Source organism: Yoonia sp. JB2-21 (assembly GCF_055693545.1).
Map to the genome: position 1 here is coordinate 1,426,114 of NZ_JBVFUC010000001.1, position 19,537 is coordinate 1,445,650.

At 55.0% G+C, this 19,537-nt stretch carries 21 protein-coding genes; 7 read left to right on the top strand and 14 right to left on the bottom strand.

The window, feature by feature from the left end:
- Nucleotides 1-208: 208 nt before the first annotated feature.
- The 5 genes from ACZ1G5_RS07120 to rpsL form a co-directional block, all read right to left on the bottom strand.
- Nucleotides 209-1,270, bottom strand: coding sequence for a hypothetical protein (locus ACZ1G5_RS07120; RefSeq protein WP_472732181.1), 1,062 nt, complete (start codon nt 1,268-1,270; stop codon nt 209-211).
- A 295-nt stretch (nt 1,271-1,565) separates the two neighbouring features.
- The gene (gene tuf, locus ACZ1G5_RS07125; RefSeq protein ID WP_472732182.1) at nt 1,566-2,741 is read right to left on the bottom strand and encodes an elongation factor Tu; all 1,176 of its coding nucleotides are present in this window, start codon (nt 2,739-2,741) and stop codon (nt 1,566-1,568) included.
- 175 nt (nt 2,742-2,916) lie between these two features.
- Nucleotides 2,917-5,034 (bottom strand): elongation factor G, encoded by a 2,118-nt coding sequence (gene fusA, locus ACZ1G5_RS07130; protein WP_472732183.1) that lies wholly within the window; start codon nt 5,032-5,034, stop codon nt 2,917-2,919.
- A 15-nt stretch (nt 5,035-5,049) separates the two neighbouring features.
- A complete protein-coding gene (rpsG, locus tag ACZ1G5_RS07135) occupies nt 5,050-5,520 on the bottom strand; it encodes a 30S ribosomal protein S7 (protein WP_100369680.1) in 471 nt (156 codons plus the stop codon).
- A gap of 90 nt (nt 5,521-5,610) precedes the next feature.
- The gene (gene rpsL / locus ACZ1G5_RS07140; RefSeq protein ID WP_008232574.1) at nt 5,611-5,982 is read right to left on the bottom strand and encodes a 30S ribosomal protein S12; all 372 of its coding nucleotides are present in this window, start codon (nt 5,980-5,982) and stop codon (nt 5,611-5,613) included.
- A 415-nt stretch (nt 5,983-6,397) separates the two neighbouring features.
- Between rpsL and ACZ1G5_RS07145 the strand changes: the two genes are divergently transcribed.
- On the top strand, nt 6,398-6,985 hold the full coding sequence (locus ACZ1G5_RS07145; protein ID WP_472732184.1) for a hypothetical protein: 588 nt from the start codon (nt 6,398-6,400) through the stop codon (nt 6,983-6,985).
- 2 nt (nt 6,986-6,987) lie between these two features.
- On the opposite strand, the gene ACZ1G5_RS07150 is transcribed toward ACZ1G5_RS07145, so the two are convergent.
- The 8 genes from ACZ1G5_RS07150 to ftrA form a co-directional block, all read right to left on the bottom strand.
- Nucleotides 6,988-7,890, bottom strand: a complete 903-nt coding sequence (locus ACZ1G5_RS07150; RefSeq protein WP_472732185.1) for a DMT family transporter — start codon at nt 7,888-7,890, stop codon at nt 6,988-6,990.
- A 45-nt stretch (nt 7,891-7,935) separates the two neighbouring features.
- Complete coding sequence (locus ACZ1G5_RS07155) at nt 7,936-8,343, bottom strand: universal stress protein (protein ID WP_472732186.1); 408 nt, start codon at nt 8,341-8,343, stop codon at nt 7,936-7,938.
- Nucleotides 8,344-8,559: 216 nt separating this feature from the next.
- Nucleotides 8,560-9,300: a class I SAM-dependent methyltransferase gene (locus ACZ1G5_RS07160; RefSeq protein ID WP_472732187.1), complete on the bottom strand. Its 741-nt coding sequence runs from the start codon at nt 9,298-9,300 to the stop codon at nt 8,560-8,562.
- 218 nt (nt 9,301-9,518) lie between these two features.
- Nucleotides 9,519-9,998 carry a cupin domain-containing protein gene (locus ACZ1G5_RS07165; protein WP_472732188.1) on the bottom strand — a complete coding sequence of 160 codons (480 nt, stop codon included), beginning with the start codon at nt 9,996-9,998 and terminating at the stop codon, nt 9,519-9,521.
- A gap of 102 nt (nt 9,999-10,100) precedes the next feature.
- The gene (locus tag ACZ1G5_RS07170; RefSeq protein WP_472732189.1) at nt 10,101-10,598 is read right to left on the bottom strand and encodes a DinB family protein; all 498 of its coding nucleotides are present in this window, start codon (nt 10,596-10,598) and stop codon (nt 10,101-10,103) included.
- 70 nt (nt 10,599-10,668) lie between these two features.
- On the bottom strand, nt 10,669-11,085 hold the full coding sequence (locus tag ACZ1G5_RS07175; RefSeq protein ID WP_472732190.1) for a GNAT family N-acetyltransferase: 417 nt from the start codon (nt 11,083-11,085) through the stop codon (nt 10,669-10,671).
- Nucleotides 11,082-11,834: a pyridoxine 5'-phosphate synthase gene (locus ACZ1G5_RS07180; RefSeq protein ID WP_472732191.1), complete on the bottom strand. Its 753-nt coding sequence runs from the start codon at nt 11,832-11,834 to the stop codon at nt 11,082-11,084. Before ACZ1G5_RS07180 ends, ACZ1G5_RS07175 begins: the two co-directional genes overlap by 4 nt.
- 25 nt (nt 11,835-11,859) lie before the next feature.
- On the bottom strand, nt 11,860-13,011 hold the full coding sequence (gene ftrA / locus ACZ1G5_RS07185) for a transcriptional regulator FtrA (RefSeq protein ID WP_472732192.1): 1,152 nt from the start codon (nt 13,009-13,011) through the stop codon (nt 11,860-11,862).
- Here ftrA and ACZ1G5_RS07190 point away from each other — a divergent pair.
- The 3 genes from ACZ1G5_RS07190 (at nt 13,010) to ACZ1G5_RS07200 (ending at nt 16,316) form a co-directional block, all read left to right on the top strand.
- A complete protein-coding gene (locus tag ACZ1G5_RS07190) occupies nt 13,010-13,840 on the top strand; it encodes an MOSC domain-containing protein (RefSeq protein WP_472732193.1) in 831 nt (276 codons plus the stop codon). The genes ftrA and ACZ1G5_RS07190 overlap by 2 nt on opposite strands.
- A gap of 116 nt (nt 13,841-13,956) precedes the next feature.
- On the top strand, nt 13,957-14,814 hold the full coding sequence (locus tag ACZ1G5_RS07195; RefSeq protein WP_472734288.1) for a DMT family transporter: 858 nt from the start codon (nt 13,957-13,959) through the stop codon (nt 14,812-14,814).
- Nucleotides 14,815-14,936: 122 nt separating this feature from the next.
- Nucleotides 14,937-16,316, top strand: coding sequence for an IS1182 family transposase (locus ACZ1G5_RS07200; protein WP_472732194.1), 1,380 nt, complete (start codon nt 14,937-14,939; stop codon nt 16,314-16,316).
- Between the two features lie 211 nt (nt 16,317-16,527).
- Here the strand turns inward: ACZ1G5_RS07200 and ACZ1G5_RS07205 are convergent, their stop codons facing one another.
- On the bottom strand, nt 16,528-17,019 hold the full coding sequence (locus tag ACZ1G5_RS07205; protein ID WP_472732195.1) for a redoxin family protein: 492 nt from the start codon (nt 17,017-17,019) through the stop codon (nt 16,528-16,530).
- A gap of 92 nt (nt 17,020-17,111) precedes the next feature.
- Between ACZ1G5_RS07205 and ACZ1G5_RS07210 the strand changes: the two genes are divergently transcribed.
- Genes ACZ1G5_RS07210 through ACZ1G5_RS07220 form a run of 3 tightly spaced genes read left to right on the top strand, consistent with a single transcriptional unit; the run spans nt 17,112 to nt 19,523 of the window.
- Nucleotides 17,112-18,326 (top strand): NAD(P)/FAD-dependent oxidoreductase, encoded by a 1,215-nt coding sequence (locus tag ACZ1G5_RS07210; protein WP_472732196.1) that lies wholly within the window; start codon nt 17,112-17,114, stop codon nt 18,324-18,326.
- Nucleotides 18,323-18,880 (top strand): 16S rRNA (guanine(966)-N(2))-methyltransferase RsmD, encoded by a 558-nt coding sequence (gene rsmD, locus ACZ1G5_RS07215; RefSeq protein WP_472732197.1) that lies wholly within the window; start codon nt 18,323-18,325, stop codon nt 18,878-18,880. The genes ACZ1G5_RS07210 and rsmD overlap by 4 nt, the downstream gene beginning before the upstream one ends.
- Nucleotides 18,870-19,523: an HAD family hydrolase gene (locus ACZ1G5_RS07220; protein ID WP_472732198.1), complete on the top strand. Its 654-nt coding sequence runs from the start codon at nt 18,870-18,872 to the stop codon at nt 19,521-19,523. Before rsmD ends, ACZ1G5_RS07220 begins: the two co-directional genes overlap by 11 nt.
- Nucleotides 19,524-19,537: the final 14 nt, after the last annotated feature.

Genomic DNA, 19,537 nt, shown 5'->3' on the forward strand with positions numbered 1-19,537 from the left:
CGCGTTCGAGCCGAAGGCGAGAGGCAGCGAATTGTGATACATATCTGGTCGATATGCGGGCGGGTCTTAACGGATTGGACGATAGAGGCTCATCCCCTACCCTCGTCGCGTCTTTGGTCCAACGTATAAAGGGCACGCACGGCGTACCCCTGTTGGATTTGGGTGCTATAGGGGAGTCGGGGGATGTGGCAACCTCTATTTTCATACTTCAGAGTAGATCTTTAGCGTTAAGGTCTACCTTCACTGAAATGATTTTCGCTATTCGTGCGATCAGCCCTTCGCTTGGGCGTACATTGACACTTCTTCGGATAGTTTTGCCATCTTCGGTCAATTCCATCGAGAATTCACCCTCCATGATGTACCCGTTTGATTTGAATGCTTCCATCATTTCGCTTAGGCCGACAGTCTCTTCCAAAATAGAGTTTTCGGATACTTCGTGCCCCTGTTTGGCTGTCAAATCAAAACCAGAGCCGATCGCGCTCTTACTGGTAGTACCCCGATCAATCAGCCCTAAGGCAAGGCTATCTGCCGGTGGGAAAAAATACTGATATATTTGAAGCTCTTTTAATCGGTTTTGCACTTCGTCGATATTTTTTGTTGAGCCAAATAAATCCCAATCATCCTCCGACAATTCATAAGTAGGAACAGGGCAAATACCATGTTCGCGATCGGCGGCTAGCGAGTCAGTCAATGAGAACTGAGTTAACACATTTACAAATAGCTGGCTAAGATCATCCGCTTCACCTCCGCCGAATATGTTTTCCCAATCGAGAGCCTGAAATTGCTCAATCAGGTTGAAGATATGGTTGCTTGTCGGCAGCGTGCTTCGCTGCGCGTCTTGCCACATCTTCGAAGCTGGTTCACCAAAAGTCGCACTCAGTTGGTTCTTCATCGCCTCCTCGTTGTCGGCAGCACCCTTAAGCGATGCAACCGCGGCCAACTTAGAAAAGTCGAGACTTCCATTTGGCAAGAAAAAAGCTTTTCTTGCAGTGTGCGCCAAATCAAGCGCCGTGGGGCGTGCAACTAGAACTCGCATGTCTGGAAGAGTCTGCTGTATGTCGACACGCAGCATTGCAGCAATGCGAGGATTGTAGTCGCCGGAGACAACAATAAGACGATTTTTGGTCTCATCGACACCAAGCGCTTGGATAGGATGCACTAAACCACTCGCACCAACAATTTCTGTTGCCTCTCGGTACTCTGACCCAAGCGCAGTACAAAAAGACTCCCAAATCGGCGGCTTTTCTACGGCATTGATTTCATCGGTCATAGGTACACTCCTGCAATGAATACTCCTCGCTCTTACAATCACTTAAGCGCAAAACCAGCAATCACCAGCTAATTCTCAGTATAATCAATAAAAGGCCGCCTCCTTCGGCAAACAGCATTTCGTTTGTCTTTCCATGTGTCGGGGCAGGCCCCGACCTACGGTTTACTGTCTCGTTTGGACCATTGATTCAAATCAAAAGGCCGCCCTATTTCTGGAGCGGCCTTTTTTTGTTTGGTCATGCGGTGGGTTTTACCCACCCTACGTAGGGTGGGTGCAACCCACGCGTATGTGCCGATTACTCGACGATCTTCGACACAACGCCGGCACCCACGGTGCGGCCGCCTTCGCGGATGGCGAAGCGCAGGCCGTCTTCCATCGCGATGGGTGCGATCAGCTCGACGTTGAACTTCAGGTTGTCGCCCGGCATCACCATCTCGGTGCCCGCGGGCAGCTCAACTGTGCCTGTCACGTCAGTCGTACGGAAGTAGAACTGTGGACGGTAGTTGGCGAAGAACGGCGTGTGACGGCCACCCTCTTCCTTGGTCAGGATATAGGCTTCGGCTTCGAACTTGGTGTGTGGCTTCACGGAACCTGGCTTACACAGGATCTGGCCACGCTCAACGCCTTCACGGTCAACACCGCGCAAGAGCGCACCGATGTTGTCGCCAGCTTCACCGCTGTCCAGCAGCTTGCGGAACATCTCGACGCCTGTGCAGGTCGTCTTGGATGTGTCGCGGATACCAACGATTTCGATCTCGTCGCCCACGTTGATCACGCCACGCTCAACACGGCCGGTCACAACAGTACCACGGCCAGAGATCGAGAAGACGTCCTCGATCGGCATCAGGAACGGCAGGTCAACCGCACGGGCCGGTGTTGGGATGTATTCATCAACAGCCGCCATCAGCTTTTCGATGGATTCCTTACCGATGTTGTCATCACGCTCTTCCATCGCGGCCAGGGCCGAACCAGGGATCACAGGGATGTCGTCGCCAGGGTATTCGTAAGAGCTTAACAATTCACGAATTTCCATCTCGACCAGTTCGAGCAGCTCTTCGTCGTCAACCTGATCGACCTTGTTCATGTAGACAACCATGTAAGGGATGCCCACCTGACGGCCCAAAAGGATGTGCTCGCGGGTCTGTGGCATCGGGCCATCAGCGGCGTTCACAACCAGGATCGCGCCGTCCATTTGCGCCGCACCGGTGATCATGTTCTTGACGTAGTCGGCGTGGCCGGGGCAGTCGACGTGGGCGTAGTGACGTGCTTCTGTCTCATACTCAACGTGCGCGGTCGAGATCGTGATCCCACGTGCCTTTTCCTCTGGCGCGCCGTCAATCTGGTCATAGGCCTGGAAGTCACCAAAGTACTTCGTGATCGCCGCTGTCAGTGTCGTCTTGCCGTGGTCAACGTGACCAATCGTGCCGATGTTCACGTGCGGCTTATTACGTTCAAACTTTTCCTTAGCCATGAGAGGCCTCCTTATTAAGTTCCGGCGGTCTATTAATCTCGCCTATGTCTTTTCTGTTGGCGCCACATTCATATTTGCGGGTGGCGCCAACTTTGATTCTTCGTCAGCTTTCTCAAGCATTTTTGCCAATGACCTGCGGGGTTTGCTTCCCTTTGTAGGAGACCCCAACCGGCCATTAGGCGTATTTTGCTTGGATCTCCTCAGATATATTTGATGGCACTGGATCGTAGTGGTCAAACTGCATCGTAAACTGCGCGCGGCCCGAGGACATGGAGCGCAGTGTGTTGATGTAGCCGAACATATTCGCCAGTGGGACCATTGCGTCGATTGCAATGGCGTTGCCGCGTGTGTCCTGACCCTGCACCTGACCCCGACGTGAAGTCAGGTCACCGATGATACCACCGGTGTATTCTTCAGGTGTGATCACCTCGACCTTCATGATCGGCTCAAGCAGTTTCGCGCCAGCTTTGCGCATGCCTTCACGCATACACATACGGGCTGCGATCTCAAACGCCATGATGGACGAGTCAACGTCGTGGAATTTCCCGTCGATCAAAGCCACCTTGAAGTCAATCACAGGGAAGCCAGCCAATGGGCCGTTATCCATGACAGACAGGATGCCTTTTTCAACGCCCGGGATGTATTCCTTGGGCACAGAACCACCAACGATGCGGCTCTCGAAAGAGTAGCCTTCGCCCGGCTCTGTCGGGGAAATGATCATTTTCACTTCGCCGAACTGACCAGACCCACCAGACTGCTTCTTGTGGGTATACGTATGCTCGACCTCGTGACCGATGGTCTCGCGGTACGCCACCTGAGGGGCACCAATGTTTGCCTCAACCTTGAACTCGCGCTTCATGCGGTCGATCAGGATATCGAGGTGCAATTCGCCCATGCCCTTCATGATTGTCTGACCGGATTCCAGATCAGTTTCCACGCGGAAGGATGGATCCTCGGCAGACAGACGCTGCAAGGCAATGCCCATCTTTTCTTGGTCGCCTTTTGTCTTTGGCTCAACAGCGATCTCGATCACAGGATCGGGGAACGTCATTGTTTCCAAAACAACAGGGTCTTGCGGATCACAGATTGTATCACCGGTTGTCGTGTTCTTCAGACCACCCAGTGCGATAATGTCACCAGCGAACGCCTCAGAGATTTCCTCGCGGTCGTTGGAGTGCATCATCATCATGCGGCCCACACGCTCTTTGTTCCCCTTGGTGGAGTTGAGCATCGTGTCGCCCTTGGTCAGCTTACCGGAGTAGATCCGGGTAAACGTCAAGGAGCCCACAAATGGGTCGTTCATGATTTTGAACGCAAGACCAGAGAACGCCATGTCATCATCCGCACGGCGGGCAATGTCACGGACTTCGTCGTCATCGCCGGGCTTAAAGCCCATGTAGTCAACAACGTCGAGCGGGCTTGGCAGGTAATCCACAACAGCATTCAACAGCGGCTGCACACCTTTGTTCTTAAATGCAGAGCCACCCAACACAGGCACGAATGCCAGTGACAGACACGCCTTACGGATCAACGCACGCAGCGTTGGGACGTCAGGTTCGTTGCCTTCAAGATAAGCTTCCATTGCGTCGTCGTCTTGCTCAACAGCAGCTTCAACAAGCTTTTCGCGCCATTCGGCAGCTTGGTCAGCCAGATCCGCACGGATCGGTGCTTTGACCCAAGACGCGCCAAGGTCTTCGCCTTGCCACAACCACTCTTCCATGGTGACCAGATCAACCAGACCTTCGAGTTGGTCTTCCGCGCCAATTGGGAAAGCAACCGGGATCGCGCGTGCGCCGGTGCGGTCCTCGATCATTTCGACGCACTTGAAAAAGTCGGCGCCGATTTTGTCCATCTTGTTGACGAAAACCATACGCGGCACTTTATAGCGGTCGGCCTGACGCCAAACGGTTTCTGTTTGCGGCTCAACACCTGCGTTGGCGTCAAGAACACAAACGGCACCGTCAAGCACGGCCAACGAACGCTCAACCTCAATAGTGAAGTCAACGTGACCGGGGGTGTCGATGATGTTCATACGGTGCTTGGGGCTGTCTGCCTCTGTGCCGTTTTCAGTGCGTTCCCAGAATGTGGTTGTCGCAGCAGAGGTGATCGTGATGCCACGTTCCTGCTCTTGCTCCATCCAATCCATGGTGGCCGCACCATCGTGCACTTCGCCGATGTTGTGGGATTTGCCTGTGTAATACAGGATACGCTCGGAACAGGTGGTCTTACCGGCGTCGATATGCGCGATAATGCCAAAGTTGCGATACAGTTCGAGGGGATAGTCGCGTGCCATTTTGGTGCTTTCCTCTTACCAGCGGTAGTGGCTGAACGCTTTGTTCGCGTCGGCCATTTTGTGGGTGTCTTCACGCTTTTTGACGGCTGTGCCGCGACCGTTGACCGCATCCATCAGCTCGCCTGCAAGGCGCTCTTCCATTGTGTTTTCGTTGCGCTTTTTCGCAGCAGCAATCAGCCAGCGGATGGCCAGTGCTTCGCGGCGCTCGGGGCGGACTTCGACGGGCACCTGATATGTCGCACCACCGACGCGGCGCGAACGCACTTCGACGGCTGGCTTGATGTTATCAAGGCTCTCGTGAAAGACCTCTACCGGGGATTTCTTCAGCTTGTCTTCAACGCGATCAAAGGCGTTGTAGACGATACGTTCGGCGACGGATTTCTTCCCATCAACCATCAGGTTGTTCATGAATTTTGTCAAAACCAGATCACCAAACTTGGCGTCTGGCAGGACTTCGCGTTTTTCAGCGGCGTGACGACGTGACATGCGCTTCTCTCTTTTGTTTTCGGGCGTGTCGGGGGAGCCCCCGACCTACGGATGGTGGGTAGAGCGGGGTTCACCCCGCCATCCCGGAACTTACTTCGGACGCTTCGCGCCGTACTTGGAACGACGCTGCTTACGGTCTTTGACACCTTGGGTATCAAGCACACCGCGCAGGATGTGGTAACGCACACCTGGAAGGTCTTTTACACGGCCGCCGCGGATCAGAACCACAGAGTGTTCCTGAAGGTTGTGGCTTTCACCGGGGATGTAGGAGATGACCTCAAAACCGTTTGTCAGGCGCACTTTGGCGACCTTACGCATAGCCGAGTTCGGCTTCTTTGGTGTGGTTGTGTAAACGCGTGTGCAAACGCCGCGTTTTTGTGGGCAGCCTTCCATGTGCTGCGACTTTGACTTGGTGACTTTCGGCTGGCGCGGCTTGCGGATCAGCTGCTGAATCGTTGGCATCGTTTGATGTTCCCATCTATTCACATATGCGTCCGGCAAACGCTGGTTTCAAAACGTGCATTCACTTCGGAAAGCACAAAAATTCCGCAGTCAAACCCTTACCGGAGGTTTGGTGCGGTGCGTTCCAGAGGAACAAAGCTAAAGGCGCTCGGTTCTTGGCCACGACGTGGTATGATATCGGGACTGTGAAGGATGCTCTTCGGCCCGGATGAGCGGCGTATAGGTGGAGTCGTCTAGCCTGTCAACAGCGCCATCCGCCCACATCGGCCAGCGACGACCTGCAAACGCGATCACACTGATAACAAAGGCTGCTATCGCATATCAACCGGACTTTATTGCTTAGCAGACGGGGTCACCACCATCGTGGGTTTCAAGGCGCAGTTTTGCCGCCAGCACTCATGATGGAGATACCTCAATGGTCCGTACCGCAGTCAGCCTGATCACACTTGTTGCCCTGTCCGCCTGCAGCGTCGGCACCTCCACGGCGACGCCTAACCCTGCAACCGTCAATCGTACAGATATGAACGCCGCACTCGCAGAGGCAAATGCGATCAGCACCGCGCCGCAGACAAGTTTTGGCAATCTGCCCACCGGAACCGTGAACTACACCGGCAAGTTGGGTGCAGATGTCAGTGGTGATGTGAATGGCAGCATTCTAGGCGATTTGAATATGAATGTTGGATTTGCAAATAACACCGTTCGCGGATCGGTGAACAACATCAACCTGCTGGATGCACCAGAACTTCCAGACCAGCGCCTTGCCGGTCGGCTGAACCTTGATGGTGTGGAAACGGCGGGTCAGATTGACTCCTTTGCGTCCGGTGACCTTTCTGCGGTGAACAGCAACGGCGCAACGATTGATACACAAATGCTGCTAATCCTTGACGGGCAGGTCCGCGATGATTTCGGGCGTGGGGATGCGGTTTTCGGGGCTGCCAGTGGCCAAGCGGAAGGCGACGTGAACTTTGACGTAGAAGGTGTGTTCTACGGCAGCCGCGACTGATGTTATCGGTTCTGGTCCGGCACAATCCTGTGTCGGATCTTGAGCTGCGTTTCCCGGTACAGGGTGAAAAGCCCTGTCGCGACAACGATCGCTCCACCGATCAACGCCAGCGCATTTGGCCACTCGCCAAAGATGATGACACCAAGAACAAGGGCCACCAGAAGGCTCGTGTATCGAAAAGGGGCGACAAAACCAATCTCGCCAAAGCGCATCGCACTCGCGGATGCAATATAGGCAAAAATCATAAAGCTCATCGCACCGGCGAGTTGTAAACCCGAGGTGACGGTCAACGGCTGCCATGCAATGAAGAGGGATCCAACCGCTCCCAGCCCCATGACACCGATTGCCGCGATAAGAGCCACAAAAACCGAAGGCACGGCATGCGACATCCGCCGCATGGCAATGTCGCGCATGGTGGCACAAGCAACGGCGCCAAGCGCATAAAAGCTGTAGTTGCTGAAATCTGCGCCGCCGGGCTGGATAATCAAAAGAACCCCGATGAACCCCACAAAGATCGCGGTCAGGCGTCGCCAGCCCAGCGCTTCGCCCAGTATCAGCGCAGCAGCAAGGCTGACACTCAGGGGCAGCACCTGCAAAATCGCGCTCACGTTGGCGATGGGCATGTTGAACAGCGCGGTCAGAAAGAAAAATGTGCCGCCGACCTCACCCAAGGTACGCAGCAGCAAGAGGGCCCAGTCGCGCGGTGGAAATCGAAAACGTAACTGGCCCAACATGCGGCAAGCGATCGCGAGAAAGACCACCGCGCCGACGCCACGAAGAAAAATCGCCTGAAACAGTGGTAATTCATCAGCCAAAGCCTTCATGAAGGCATCGTTGAAGGTATAGGCGCACATGGCGCCCACCATAAAAAGTGCGCCTCGGATGTTGTCAGACAAGACCGGCATAAGGCTGGCCTATCAGCGGGATGCTAACGAGGCCAGCCTTATCCCTTAGCGCAGTACATGCACCGCGCATTTGGCGTGGCGCACCACCTTTGCCGCAGTTGATCCCAACAGGTAATCCTGCATGCCCGGCTGGTGGCTGGCGATGATGATCAAATCCACATTATTATGATCAGCATGGTTCAGAATGGTTCGCGATGAATGCCCGTCAACCACCAAAATTGTGGCGTTGGGGAACCCTTCTGTCAAAGAAGCAAGACCTTCGATGACTTGCGCCTTGGTGTCTGCCAGATGGCTTTCCGGTAAATATTGGGTCGCATAGGCGGGCAATTGTTCCAGCACATGCAAACAGGTGATTGTACCGCCTTCCGCGCAGAGGGTCTTGGCGATTTCCATCGCGCCTTGGGCATTACGATCAGCTTCGAATGAGACGGGAACGAGGATGTTGTTGTACATGAGACAGCTCCTTTTGGTTGCCCTCATGATACAAGTAAGCAGGACAGGACGCCTTGATCTGCGTCACGGATATGGTGGCACGATGTTAAGACGTTTTGAGACAGAGCCAGCAGACAGCAGGCGCGCTTGTTACAATGAGTATCTAACCACGCAACCCTCGGGTTTGCGGGACAAAGCGGCAATTCGCTGCGGCTGCGCCAAGGTCTGCTTTATGCGTTATCGCGAAGTTTGGGCAAGTACCGTGAACGTACCCGGTAGCTTTTGATCTTCCCAATCTGGATGTTCCTCAAATTGTACTATTTGGAAACCATTTTTCATCAATGCAGTGAAGATCTCACTGAGTGTCCAGAAGCGGTACAAGCACTTGCCGAGTGAGGCTCCGACAGTATCTGGGTTGGGTACGTCGGCTTCCACCATATCCACCGAGAAATAGTCTTGCGGCCCATCCTTCCAATAAAGCTTGCGCTGCAGTGGATGAAATTCGTTCAAGATCAGCACCCCATCTTCAGCAACGAGATGACGCATGATCGAAAAAAACTGTTCGATATCTTGATGATAGTGAAGAATGCCCAGCTCAAGAACGAGCGCATCAAATTTGTAAGGCAAATCAAGCGATGCCGCCTGTATGATATCGCAAAGCACGTAGTCTATCGAGACGTTCGCAGCAGTTGCCAATTCTGTGGCGTAGCGGCGGTTGTCTTCTGCGAAGTCGATGACATGAACGTCCGCGCCCATGATTGCGAGAGCAACAGCAACCCGACCATGCGAGCCCTGTATGCTACAAATACGCTTCGCTTCTGGTGTTCCTAGAAATGGCAAAATGCGACGAACTGGATGTTGAGGTTTGGATATGATCCGCCCAGCCTCAGCTTCGGGAGGGCCAAACGCTGAAACCCACGCGTCATATCGTGAGGCGTTCCATGATCTCTGATTGTTCTCCGTCGTTTTGGCCATCATTTGGAAATCGTACCTTACTACCGAAGTTCTAAAAGTAGGTCGTCAGATTTGCATAGATACCAAGCGGGATTTCTATGCCGTTCCCGACGTCGAGACTGTGATTCAATCAAATCCCCAAAGTCCCGCTGAGGACATTCGCGCGACCGCAGCGAAAGCTTACTTCGCCCTGCATAACAGAAAGAGGTCAGTCAGGACCGTTTTTGCTGAATAGGCGAGCGTCAGTCCGCGGTATCCAAAGACGTGATGTGAGCAACATCCACCAAATCGTTGGGCCGACCAGCGCAGCAGTAGAGACGTTTGCCGTGATCGGGGTAGTCTATTATGTCTTCCTGAAGCCGTTGGCCGATGACGAGAAGGCGCAGTGGTTCATCGCCAGTGTTGCGAATTTCATGGGCTGGCCCGCCTTTGGGGTAACCGATGAAATCTCCCGCATGGATGGCATAGGTGTCGTCGCCAGTACGCGCAGTGCCTGCTCCGCTCAGAACGTAGATGGCTTCATCTTCACAGGCATGAACATGATATTCAGTGCTCTTGTCCCCGGGAGCGACCTCAAAAATGTTTATTCCAAGAGTTGTCAGACCCGTGACATCCCCTGGTGAGGAAACGGTTCTGCGTGCTTCCGGATTTATCGGATGAATGCGCAGCACAACGGGCAAGGTGGTGAGGGCGGCTGCGGTAAAATGGAGGCGGTTCGGCATTTCAAAGCTCCTTTTCTTCAATGAGGCGATACTCTGACAAAGGGGAAGAGATGTGATGTCCGCGCGCTATGCTTGTTATTGGTGTCCTTTGCCTTCGCGCTCTCATCTCGCTGCATCGCGCAGAAAGACCGGTAGATCATTTGCGGGCGGTTGCGCAGGAATTTGATACATCATGTCGTTAACGAACCCACGATGGTAGGTCGCATGATTGACGACGTGCGACAGTATCTCTTCGCGCGTCATTGATCCTTCTGTGCCGTCGACGAACTTGAACGTCACAGTTTCGCAAAAGTCTTGCTCGGGTAGTCCCGCGGCGAGATCAACGTACCAAGCGTTCATGGCTATTTGCGCACTGAAGAGGTCTTCCAGCGATGGTGTGTCGTCGGTGTTACGCGCTGTATAGCCGTGCGCCTGACCTGTCAGGTGATGGCGGAAAATATCGTCGACCACAAAGACGTGGTTCAGCGTTTTCAGCATCGTGCCGAAATTGGTCGGACGTTCCTTGGTGACCTCATCAACAGGCAAGGCCAAAAGCGATGGAAACGTAATCTCGTCCGCCCAAGCTTTGTAGCGGGTGAGCATTTTGATGGTGTTGGACATAGACTGTCTCTGCTGCTTTCATACGATGTTTATTTTGGCGCCATACGGGTCCCGATCCCGTTTATTTCGATCACAGTGATTTCTGCATATCGATCCGGTGGTGTCCGTCGGGAAAATCAAACCGTGAAAACTCTTCATATCCGTAGGATCGGTAAAACGTCTCGGCCTGCCACGAATAGGTATACAGCAAGGCTTTTGTGGCACCGCGCGTTCGGACTTCTTCTTCGATGCCTTTCAGCAAATCAGACCCGATGCCAGTCCCGCGAAGATCATCATCAACCCAAAGCCCACGAACTTCGAGCGCGCCGAGATAGACATGCCCTCGACCGCCTGCACTGATGCGGGCACCGTCTCGTAAGACCAAGCTAAAGGTCTGCACATCCCAACCGCTTGCCTCTTTGTTGTATTCACCAAACCGAGAAGAGTATTCCGCATAGGACTCCGCGTCAGGTTCTACGCACTCGAAGTTTCTTGATTGGCTTGTCATACGCTGTCCGATTTGGTGGTGCAGGACAGAAGATAACGGCGAACTGTTTCAGCCATCCCATACGTCACAGTATCGCAGAACAGCGCATGACCGATCGAAACCTCAGCGATGGACGGGGCGCGGGCGATGAGGCGCGCGGCTCCGTCAACGGTTAGATCGTGCCCGGCGTTCACTACGAGGCCGTGCTCCTTCGCCTCCGTGACGGCCTCGATCAGACGATCAAGCTCCTGCTTTTGCGCGTTAGCGTCGTGATATGACCCGCCATAGGGGCCAGTATATAGTTCAACCCGGTCTGCCCCAGTTTTGGCGGCAGATTTCATTTGTTCCGAATCCGGATCGGCAAAGAGCGCAACACGGTGTCCGTTCGTCTTAAGATCGCGGGTAACATCACGAAGCATTTCACCCTTAGACGTAAAATCCCAGCCATGATCACTGGTGGATTGCTCTGGGGTATCGGGCACCAAGGTCACCTGATCGGCCTGCACATCGCGAACCAATGCAAGAAACCGAGCATCAGGGAAGCCTTCTACGTTCAACTCGCGGCCTGGGAATTCGTCGGTCATCATCGTGCGCAGATTGTACACATCGCTGGGACGTGTGTGGCGTTCGTCAGGTCGCGGGTGCACCGTTAGACCCCCTGCGCCGGCCTCCAATGCGATCCGGCCCAAAGCCACGACATCTGGCCAAGCGTGGTCGCGTCTGTTGCGCAGTAATGCGGCAACATTCATGTTGACCGAAAGCAGTGTCACGTTGGTCTCCTCCTGCCGTTCAGCGTCAATTGGCGCCCTTATTGCTGCCGAACATGGCCCTGTATTTTGACGGCGACGTTCCACGTCGTTTCCGGAATTCACGGCGAAACGTTTCCCCGCTGCCAAATCCTGACAGCTTGCTGATGTTGTGCAACGCGATATCCGTCGTCTCCAACAGGTCTACCGCGTGTGATACGCGCGTTGTTGTCAGCCATTCTAAAGGGGTGTGACCTGTCGTTTCCCGAAATTTCCGCATAAAGGTGCGCGGTGTCAGGCCTGCGGTGTCTGCCATTCGGGACACAGTCCATTGTTGGTCGGGGTTCTTGCGTATCATGTCCAATAACGGTGCGATCCGCCCGCCAAGTTCGTGTGAAACCGGTGCGGTCAGAAACTGCTGTTGGCCGCCGTCACGATGTGCTGGAAGCACAAGACGTCTGGCAACGGTATTAGCCACGGCTGCCCCGTAATCTTGCCGGACAATATGCAGGCAAAGATCCAGACCGGCCGCTGAACCCGCCGAGGTTAAAATTGATTGATCCTCAATGTAGAGAACATCAGCCTCGACCCGAACGTTCGGATACTTTCGCGACAGGATATTCGCGTACCGCCAATGGGTTGTCGCCCGTTTGCCGTCCAGCAAGCCTGCCGCCGCGAGAACGAATGCACCTGAACAGATTGATGCGATCCGCGCACCATTTCTGTGGGCCGTCCTGAGAGCAGTGATTAAATCTTGCGGTACAAGGGCATGCGCATCGCGCCAACCAGGAACAAGAATGACGTCTGCTTTGGACAGCTGTTCAAGGCCCGCCTCGGCCATAACCTGTATACCACCGATGGCCCGTAACGGACCCGTTTCTGCAGCCACAGTGGTCAGTCTATACCAATGCTCAAATTCCGGTCTTGGAAGCCCGAACACTTCAAGCCCAATCCCATACTCGAACGCGCAAAGCCCGTCGTAGGCCAGAAGACAGACTAGGGGAGTATTGCGTGCCGAAGGGGCCGGAACGCCGTGCGCAGTACGCTCTCGGTTTACTCTTTGTCTCTTTGGCATAATCTGACCGTATATTGGCATTTTCGCCAACATATCGCAGAAAGATGGCGGTGCCACAATGAGCCCGCACGTGTATCTTGGACCTATATTCAGTTGCGGCACATCAGCTTGGACACCGATACACATGACACTCACATCGCAGCCCCGTTCTGTGGAGAACCAGACCTTCTCAATCTGTTTGGCCCAAATCCTAAAGGCTGACGTGGATACTATTCCAGCCGCACCCAGCGGGCTTGGCAGGGAGGGCATCGGTTGGTGGTTGGCCGCGCAAAACCTCGCCTTGATCCCTGTCCATCAACCCGCGTCATTTGAATGGGCCGGATGGTGGATCGCGCGATTGGAGGGCTGTGACGGCTATGTCGTGATGGCTGGAACGCCGTCTGGTGTTGCATGGGTTCCGAAAGGCGTCACGTGCGGAAACGGCGCTGTCGTTGAAGGATGGGTTATCGCCCCACCGGCTTTATCATTGCCGAGGCGGAATGCAGAATCTGGTACTGTTGAAGAGATTTATCGCTTTGCAGAGTCGGGCGCACCCGCAGAACCCCTGTCGTCAGCACTGTTGATCGCAGGCGTCGGAATTGACGGCGACCGCTACGCGCTTGGAAAGGGCCACTTTCAAGGCGAGGGCCGTTGGGGTCAGGCGCTGACGCTTATTGAAGTAGAAGCAATCGAAATGCTTGAAACCGACCATGGTGTGATCATGCCGGCCGCCGATGCGCGTCGGAACATCGTCGCGCGAAACATCGACCTCAACGCGCTCATGGGAAAGCGGTTCTGGGTCGGTGACATTTTGTGTCAGGGATCAAGGTTGGCCGAACCCTGCGCATGGCTGCAAAACACAACACCACAGGGGATGCTGCGCGGTCTTGTCCATCGGGGCGGTTTACGTGCCGACATTTTGGAAGGCGGAGTTGTCCAAGTTGGAGATGCCATTGTTGCTCACCCAGAAACTTGAATTTCGCCATCGTAACAATGGCGTGGATGAACACCCAAAGTCGGCTAGCCGCTGTTTTGACATGTCTGTAGTCGATCGCAGAAAAAATGATTTTGAACCGCAGCTTTGCCGCGCACATGTTGCTCCTATCGGCGTGTATTGCTTGGGGCGGATCATATGCTGTCGGGCGGTTCGGTTTAAGCGAAGGGTCGGCATTATGGTTGACACTTTGGCGGTGGGGGCCTGGCGCGCTGGTTTTTGCGATCTATCTGATGTGGACGTGGCCAACCTATGGCGTCAAAATTCGCCGGAACCTTCCACGTCTTACCTTAATCTCAACGTTAGGTGTTGTCGTCTACCCGACGACGCTGTTCGTGGCTGTCGCACACACCACTGCCTTAAATGCATCGCTGTATTTGGCCGTAACCCCTGTGCTGATTGTGTTGATGTCGTCGATCATCTGGAAAGAGCGCATTGGAACAATCGGCGCGTTCGCAGTCTTATTTGGCTTACTTGGGGCGCTTATTTTGGTTTTCCGAGGGAGCGTAGATGCCTTTCTCGCGTTCCAAATTGCCAGCAGCGACGTGTGGGCAATTATGTCTGCGCTCGCATGGGCCGGGTATTGTGTATCCTTGCCGCTAAAGCCTTCAGGACTAAGCGAGGTATCGTTTCTTGCCGTACTGATTGTCCTTGGCAGCGCGGTTTTGCTTGTATTGGCGCTGACAATAGGTGGCGAAATTCCCATGCCCGACACGCCCGTGGTTGCGAGATCGATGATATATTTCGCGCTGTTCCCATCCATTTTCGCGTTCTTTGCTTGGAACTTGGGAACGTCCAAATTAGGGCCATCCGTCGCGGCACCCTACAATAACCTAGTGCCGTTTTTTGGTGGGGCGCTTGGTGTCCTGCTACTGGGTGAACGGATTGAGAGCTATCATCTTTGGGGTGGCGGATTGGTTGTCCTTGGTTTGGTCCTGAACGGCTTTCGTCGCTAGAAGCAGTCATTCGTCCGGTGCGCAGCATTTGACACATTGGGCTGATTGTGTTGAAAAACTCTGCTTGTTTGGCGAGCTGATCGCTGATTCAATTTCGGTATTCATACTGGAGGTTGATTGCGATGATGGGACCGAAGCAGGAAGCGCAGGCGGCCTTGTTCTATGAGTTCTCGCTTGAAGATCACGTCCCGCAAGATCACCTGCTGCGTGCGATTGATCGGTTCGTTGATCTCAGCAGCATTCGCGCCCATCTGACGGATTTCTACAGCCACACAGGCCGCCCATCGATTGATCCGGAATTGATGATCCGCATGCTGCTGGTTGGATACTGCTTTGGCATCCGGTCCGAGCGTCGGCTCTGCGAAGAGGTGCATCTGAACCTCGCATATCGCTGGTTCTGCAAACTCGATCTGTCAGATCCGATCCCCGATCATTCAACCTTCTCCAAGAACCGGCATGGACGGTTCCGTGACTGCGATCTGTTCCGCCATCTATTTGAGACGGTCGTGGAGCGCTGCATGGCTGAGGGTTTGGTTGGCGGCGAGACCTTTGCGATAGATGCCAGCATCATCCAGGCCGATGCCAACAAGCAATACTCAGCGTCAAAGGCGGAATGGGAGGCCGCGCAGATCGACCCGGCGGTCGTTCCGCGAGCCGTGCGGGAATATCTTGAGACATTGGATGACGCCGCATTTGGTGCCGCAAGCGATACGACACCAAAGTTCACATCCTTCTCTGATCCCGCCAGCCAGTGGACAGGTGCGTTGAAAGGACCAGCATTCTTTGCCTATTCGACCAATTATCTGATCGATACTGACCATGCGATCATTCTGGATGTCGAGGCGACCCGCGCCATCCGTCCGGCTGAGGTTGGGGCAACCCAAACAATGCTGACCCGCACGCGAGACAGGTTCGATCTTTTTCCAGACCGGCTGGCAGCGGACACCGCCTATGGTTCAGGCAACATGCTGGGTTGGCTGGTCGATCAAGACATTGAACCGCACGTTCCAGTGATCGACAAATCAGATCGCAAAGACGGGACATTCACTAATCTCGAGTTCCGCTACGATCCAGCCACAGACGAATACACCTGCCCTGGTGGCAAACCCCTCAAGAAGTACTGGCGTAAGATGCGCACCCCGCGCACCGGCGTTAGTAAGGATGGCATCAAACGGTACTACGCCAGCAAGACACACTGCTCCACCTGCGCCCTCAAAGAACGCTGCACGCCCAACAAAGATGCCCGCATTGTCTCACGGCATGTCCATGAGGCGGCGCGTGACAAGGCACGCGAGATCGCCAAGACAGACGCATATGCCGAAGCCAGCAGACGACGAAAGAAGGTCGAAATGCTCTTCGCCCATCTCAAGAAGATCATGCGGCTCGACCGCCTGCGTCTGCGCGGACCAAACGGTGCGAAAGACGAATTCCTCCTCGCCGAAACCGCCCAAAACCTCCGCAAACTCGCCAAACTGCGCCCAATGCGCCCCGCGATGACATAAGATCGACGCCAGCCACAATAAACACTCACATCATCGCGCTTCTCAAACCGAGTTTTTCAACACAATCGGCTCAGAGCCGCCATTCACACAATTGACGCAACAATCGCACCGATACGCGAATGTATCACGCCGTTGTTCTATTGATATGCCGATGCAGAACGCGACCCAGTCGTTGGACCACGCCCTTTCTTTTGTGCCAAAAACTGATGGGTTATTCCATGGCGGACAGCAATGTCTCACCTGCGGAAATCTCGCATTCACCGGGGTTGCCCTCGGCGTTCAGGATCTGGACGACACCATTGTCGACCAACATCGAATAGCGCTTGGAGCGGTTTACAAAACCCACAGGTGGCGCGCTGAAGTTCATGCCAATCGCTGTCGTGAACTCGCTTTCAGCATCCGCCAGCATCGTGATCCCGGCGGCTGTCGCGTGGGTATTCTCGCCCCAAGCCTGCATCACAAACGGGTCGTTGACCGACACGCAAATGATCTCATCCACACCCTTGGCTTTGAAATCATCAATCGTGACCATAAAGCTGGGCACATGGGCCGTTGAACAGGTGCCGGTATAGGCGCCGGGCAAGCCAAAGATCACAACCTTGCGGTTCTCAAGCTTGTCGGACATCGCCACTTTTTCAGGTCCGTCGTCGCCGATGATCAGCAATGTTGCATTTGGCAAGGTGTCGCCAGTGTTGATAGTCATAAAAATAGCCCCTGTTCGCAATTGTGTCTTGTAACGCTTCACATATAGAGTTCGGCGAAACAAGAGCCAGACATACACAAAAAGGTACCCCCATGACCCACGTTGTTGTTGTAGGCGCTGGCCAGGCCGGTGCATCGCTGGTTGCAAAGCTGCGCAATGAGGGGTTTGACGGTGACATCACTCTGATCGGTGCCGAAAAGGTGCCGCCCTATCAGCGCCCACCCCTGTCAAAAGCTTATTTGCTGGGGGAAATGGCGGAAGAGCGGCTCTATCTGCGCCCGGCGGAATTCTATGCCGATCAAAACATTTCGCTTCGGCTGGACACACGCGTGACTGGTATTGATCGCGACGCCAAAACAGTCACGCTCAGCGATGGTGAGACGCTTGCCTATGACGAACTGGCCCTCACTGTCGGCGCGCATCCGCGCACTTTGCCAGCGTCAATCGGCGGAATGCTGGATGGCGTCTTTGCCGTGCGCGACCTCAGCGACGCGGACGCGATGGCCCCCGCCTTCGCCGCAGGCAAGCGGGTGTTGATCATCGGTGGTGGGTACATCGGGCTGGAAGCGGCGGCGGTCGCGTCAAAGCTGGGGTTGCAAGTGATCTTGGTAGAGATGGCCGACCGCATCCTGCAGCGCGTGGCGGCCCCGCAGACGTCCGACTATTTTCGCGCGCTCCACCAAAGCCATGGCGTTGATATCCGCGAAGGTGTCGGGCTGGATCGTTTGTTGGGCGAAACCCATGTCACCGGCGCGAAGCTGACCGATGGCACAGAGATCGCGATTGATTTTGCGGTCGTCGGCGTCGGCATCAACCCTGCCGCCATACTTGCCGAAAGCGCGGGCCTTGATGTTGGCAATGGCATCACAACGGATGCCTACGGTCGCACATCCGATCCTCATATCTGGGCGGCTGGCGATTGCGCGTCGTGCGAATTCAGGGGGCAGACAATCCGCCTTGAAAGCGTCGGCAACGCGATTGATCAGGCAGAGGCCGTTGCGGTCAACATAGCAGGCGGAAACGCACCCTATACGCCAAAACCTTGGTTCTGGTCGGATCAGTATGATTGCAAGTTGCAGATCGCGGGGCTGAATATGGGCTACACGGATGTCTATGTGCGCAAAGGCGACGCCGCTGGCGTACAGTCAAACTGGTATTACGACGGGAACACCCTGCTGGCCGTTGACGCAATGAACGACCCGCGCAACTACATGATCGGCAAACGCCTTATCGAAGCAGGGCGCAGCCCTGACCCTGCCCTGCTCACTGATCCCGCCACGGACATGAAAGCGCTGCTCAAACCGTGAGGATCATTGGCGGCACCCATCGTGGTACGGCGCTGGCCGCCGTTGGCAAAGGCGACACCGGTGCGCATCTACGCCCCACGACCGACCGCGTCCGGGAAAGCCTGTTCAACGTCCTGCAAGGCGGTCGGTTTGGTGACCCGATAGCGGGCGCGCAAGTGCTGGACCTTTTCGCCGGAACCGGAGCTTTGGGGCTTGAGGCGCTCTCGCGCGGCGCGGCTCATGTAACCTTTGTGGAAAACGGGCGCGTCGGTCAAAAGCTGATCCGCGAAAACGTGCAAAAGCTGCGCAGGCAGGGTGAAACAACCCTGCTGGGCGCAGACGCCACGAAACTCCCCCAAGGGCAGCCCTGCAATCTTGTGTTCCTTGATCCACCCTATGGACAGGATCTTGGCGGCAAGGCCTTGCACACGGCCCAGACCGCAGGCTGGATCGCGCCGGATGCCCTGATCGTCTGGGAAGAAGACCGCGCCCAGATCGCCCCGCAGGGTTTCCTCAGCCTTGACCAAAGGCGCTACGGCGACACCTGGATCAGCTTCATGCGCCATGCATCCTGAACTGGTGATCTTTGATTGCGACGGTGTGCTTGTAGACACCGAGGCGGTGACGAACGTCATCATCGCGGATTTCTTGGGGCAGCACGGCCTGATTATGCCGCCCGATGAAATCATCACACTCTTTTCCGGCGGCACAATGGCGTCAGTCGGGGTCGAGGCCGCAAAGCGCGGGGCACAATTGCCCGACGGCTGGCTGGATCAAATTTACGGTTTGGTGTTCGATAAGCTAAAACAGGGCGTCGCGGTCATAGAGGGGGCCACAGACCTAATCGACACACTGGTCGCGCATGACATCGCTGTGGCCATCGCCTCCAACGGTCCAATGCAAAAGATGGAGATCACGCTCAAACCATCCGGCCTATGGGAACGGTTTGAGGGACGCATTTATTCGGGCCACCGGCACGGACCAAAGCCCAGTCCCGATATGCTGTTTCAGATCATGCAGGACATCGGCGTGACAGCAAATCAGACCGTGATGATCGACGATATGCCTTCTGGCTGCCGTGCGGCGCAGGCGGCAGCTGTGCGGTGTTACGGATATGTCGCGGACGGTGATCCGACGCGGTTGGATGGGACGGATGCGATCAATGTCACCAGCATGACAGCCGTCGCCCAAGCACTGGATTTGCCGGACTTGGGATAATTGGCTAAGGTTCC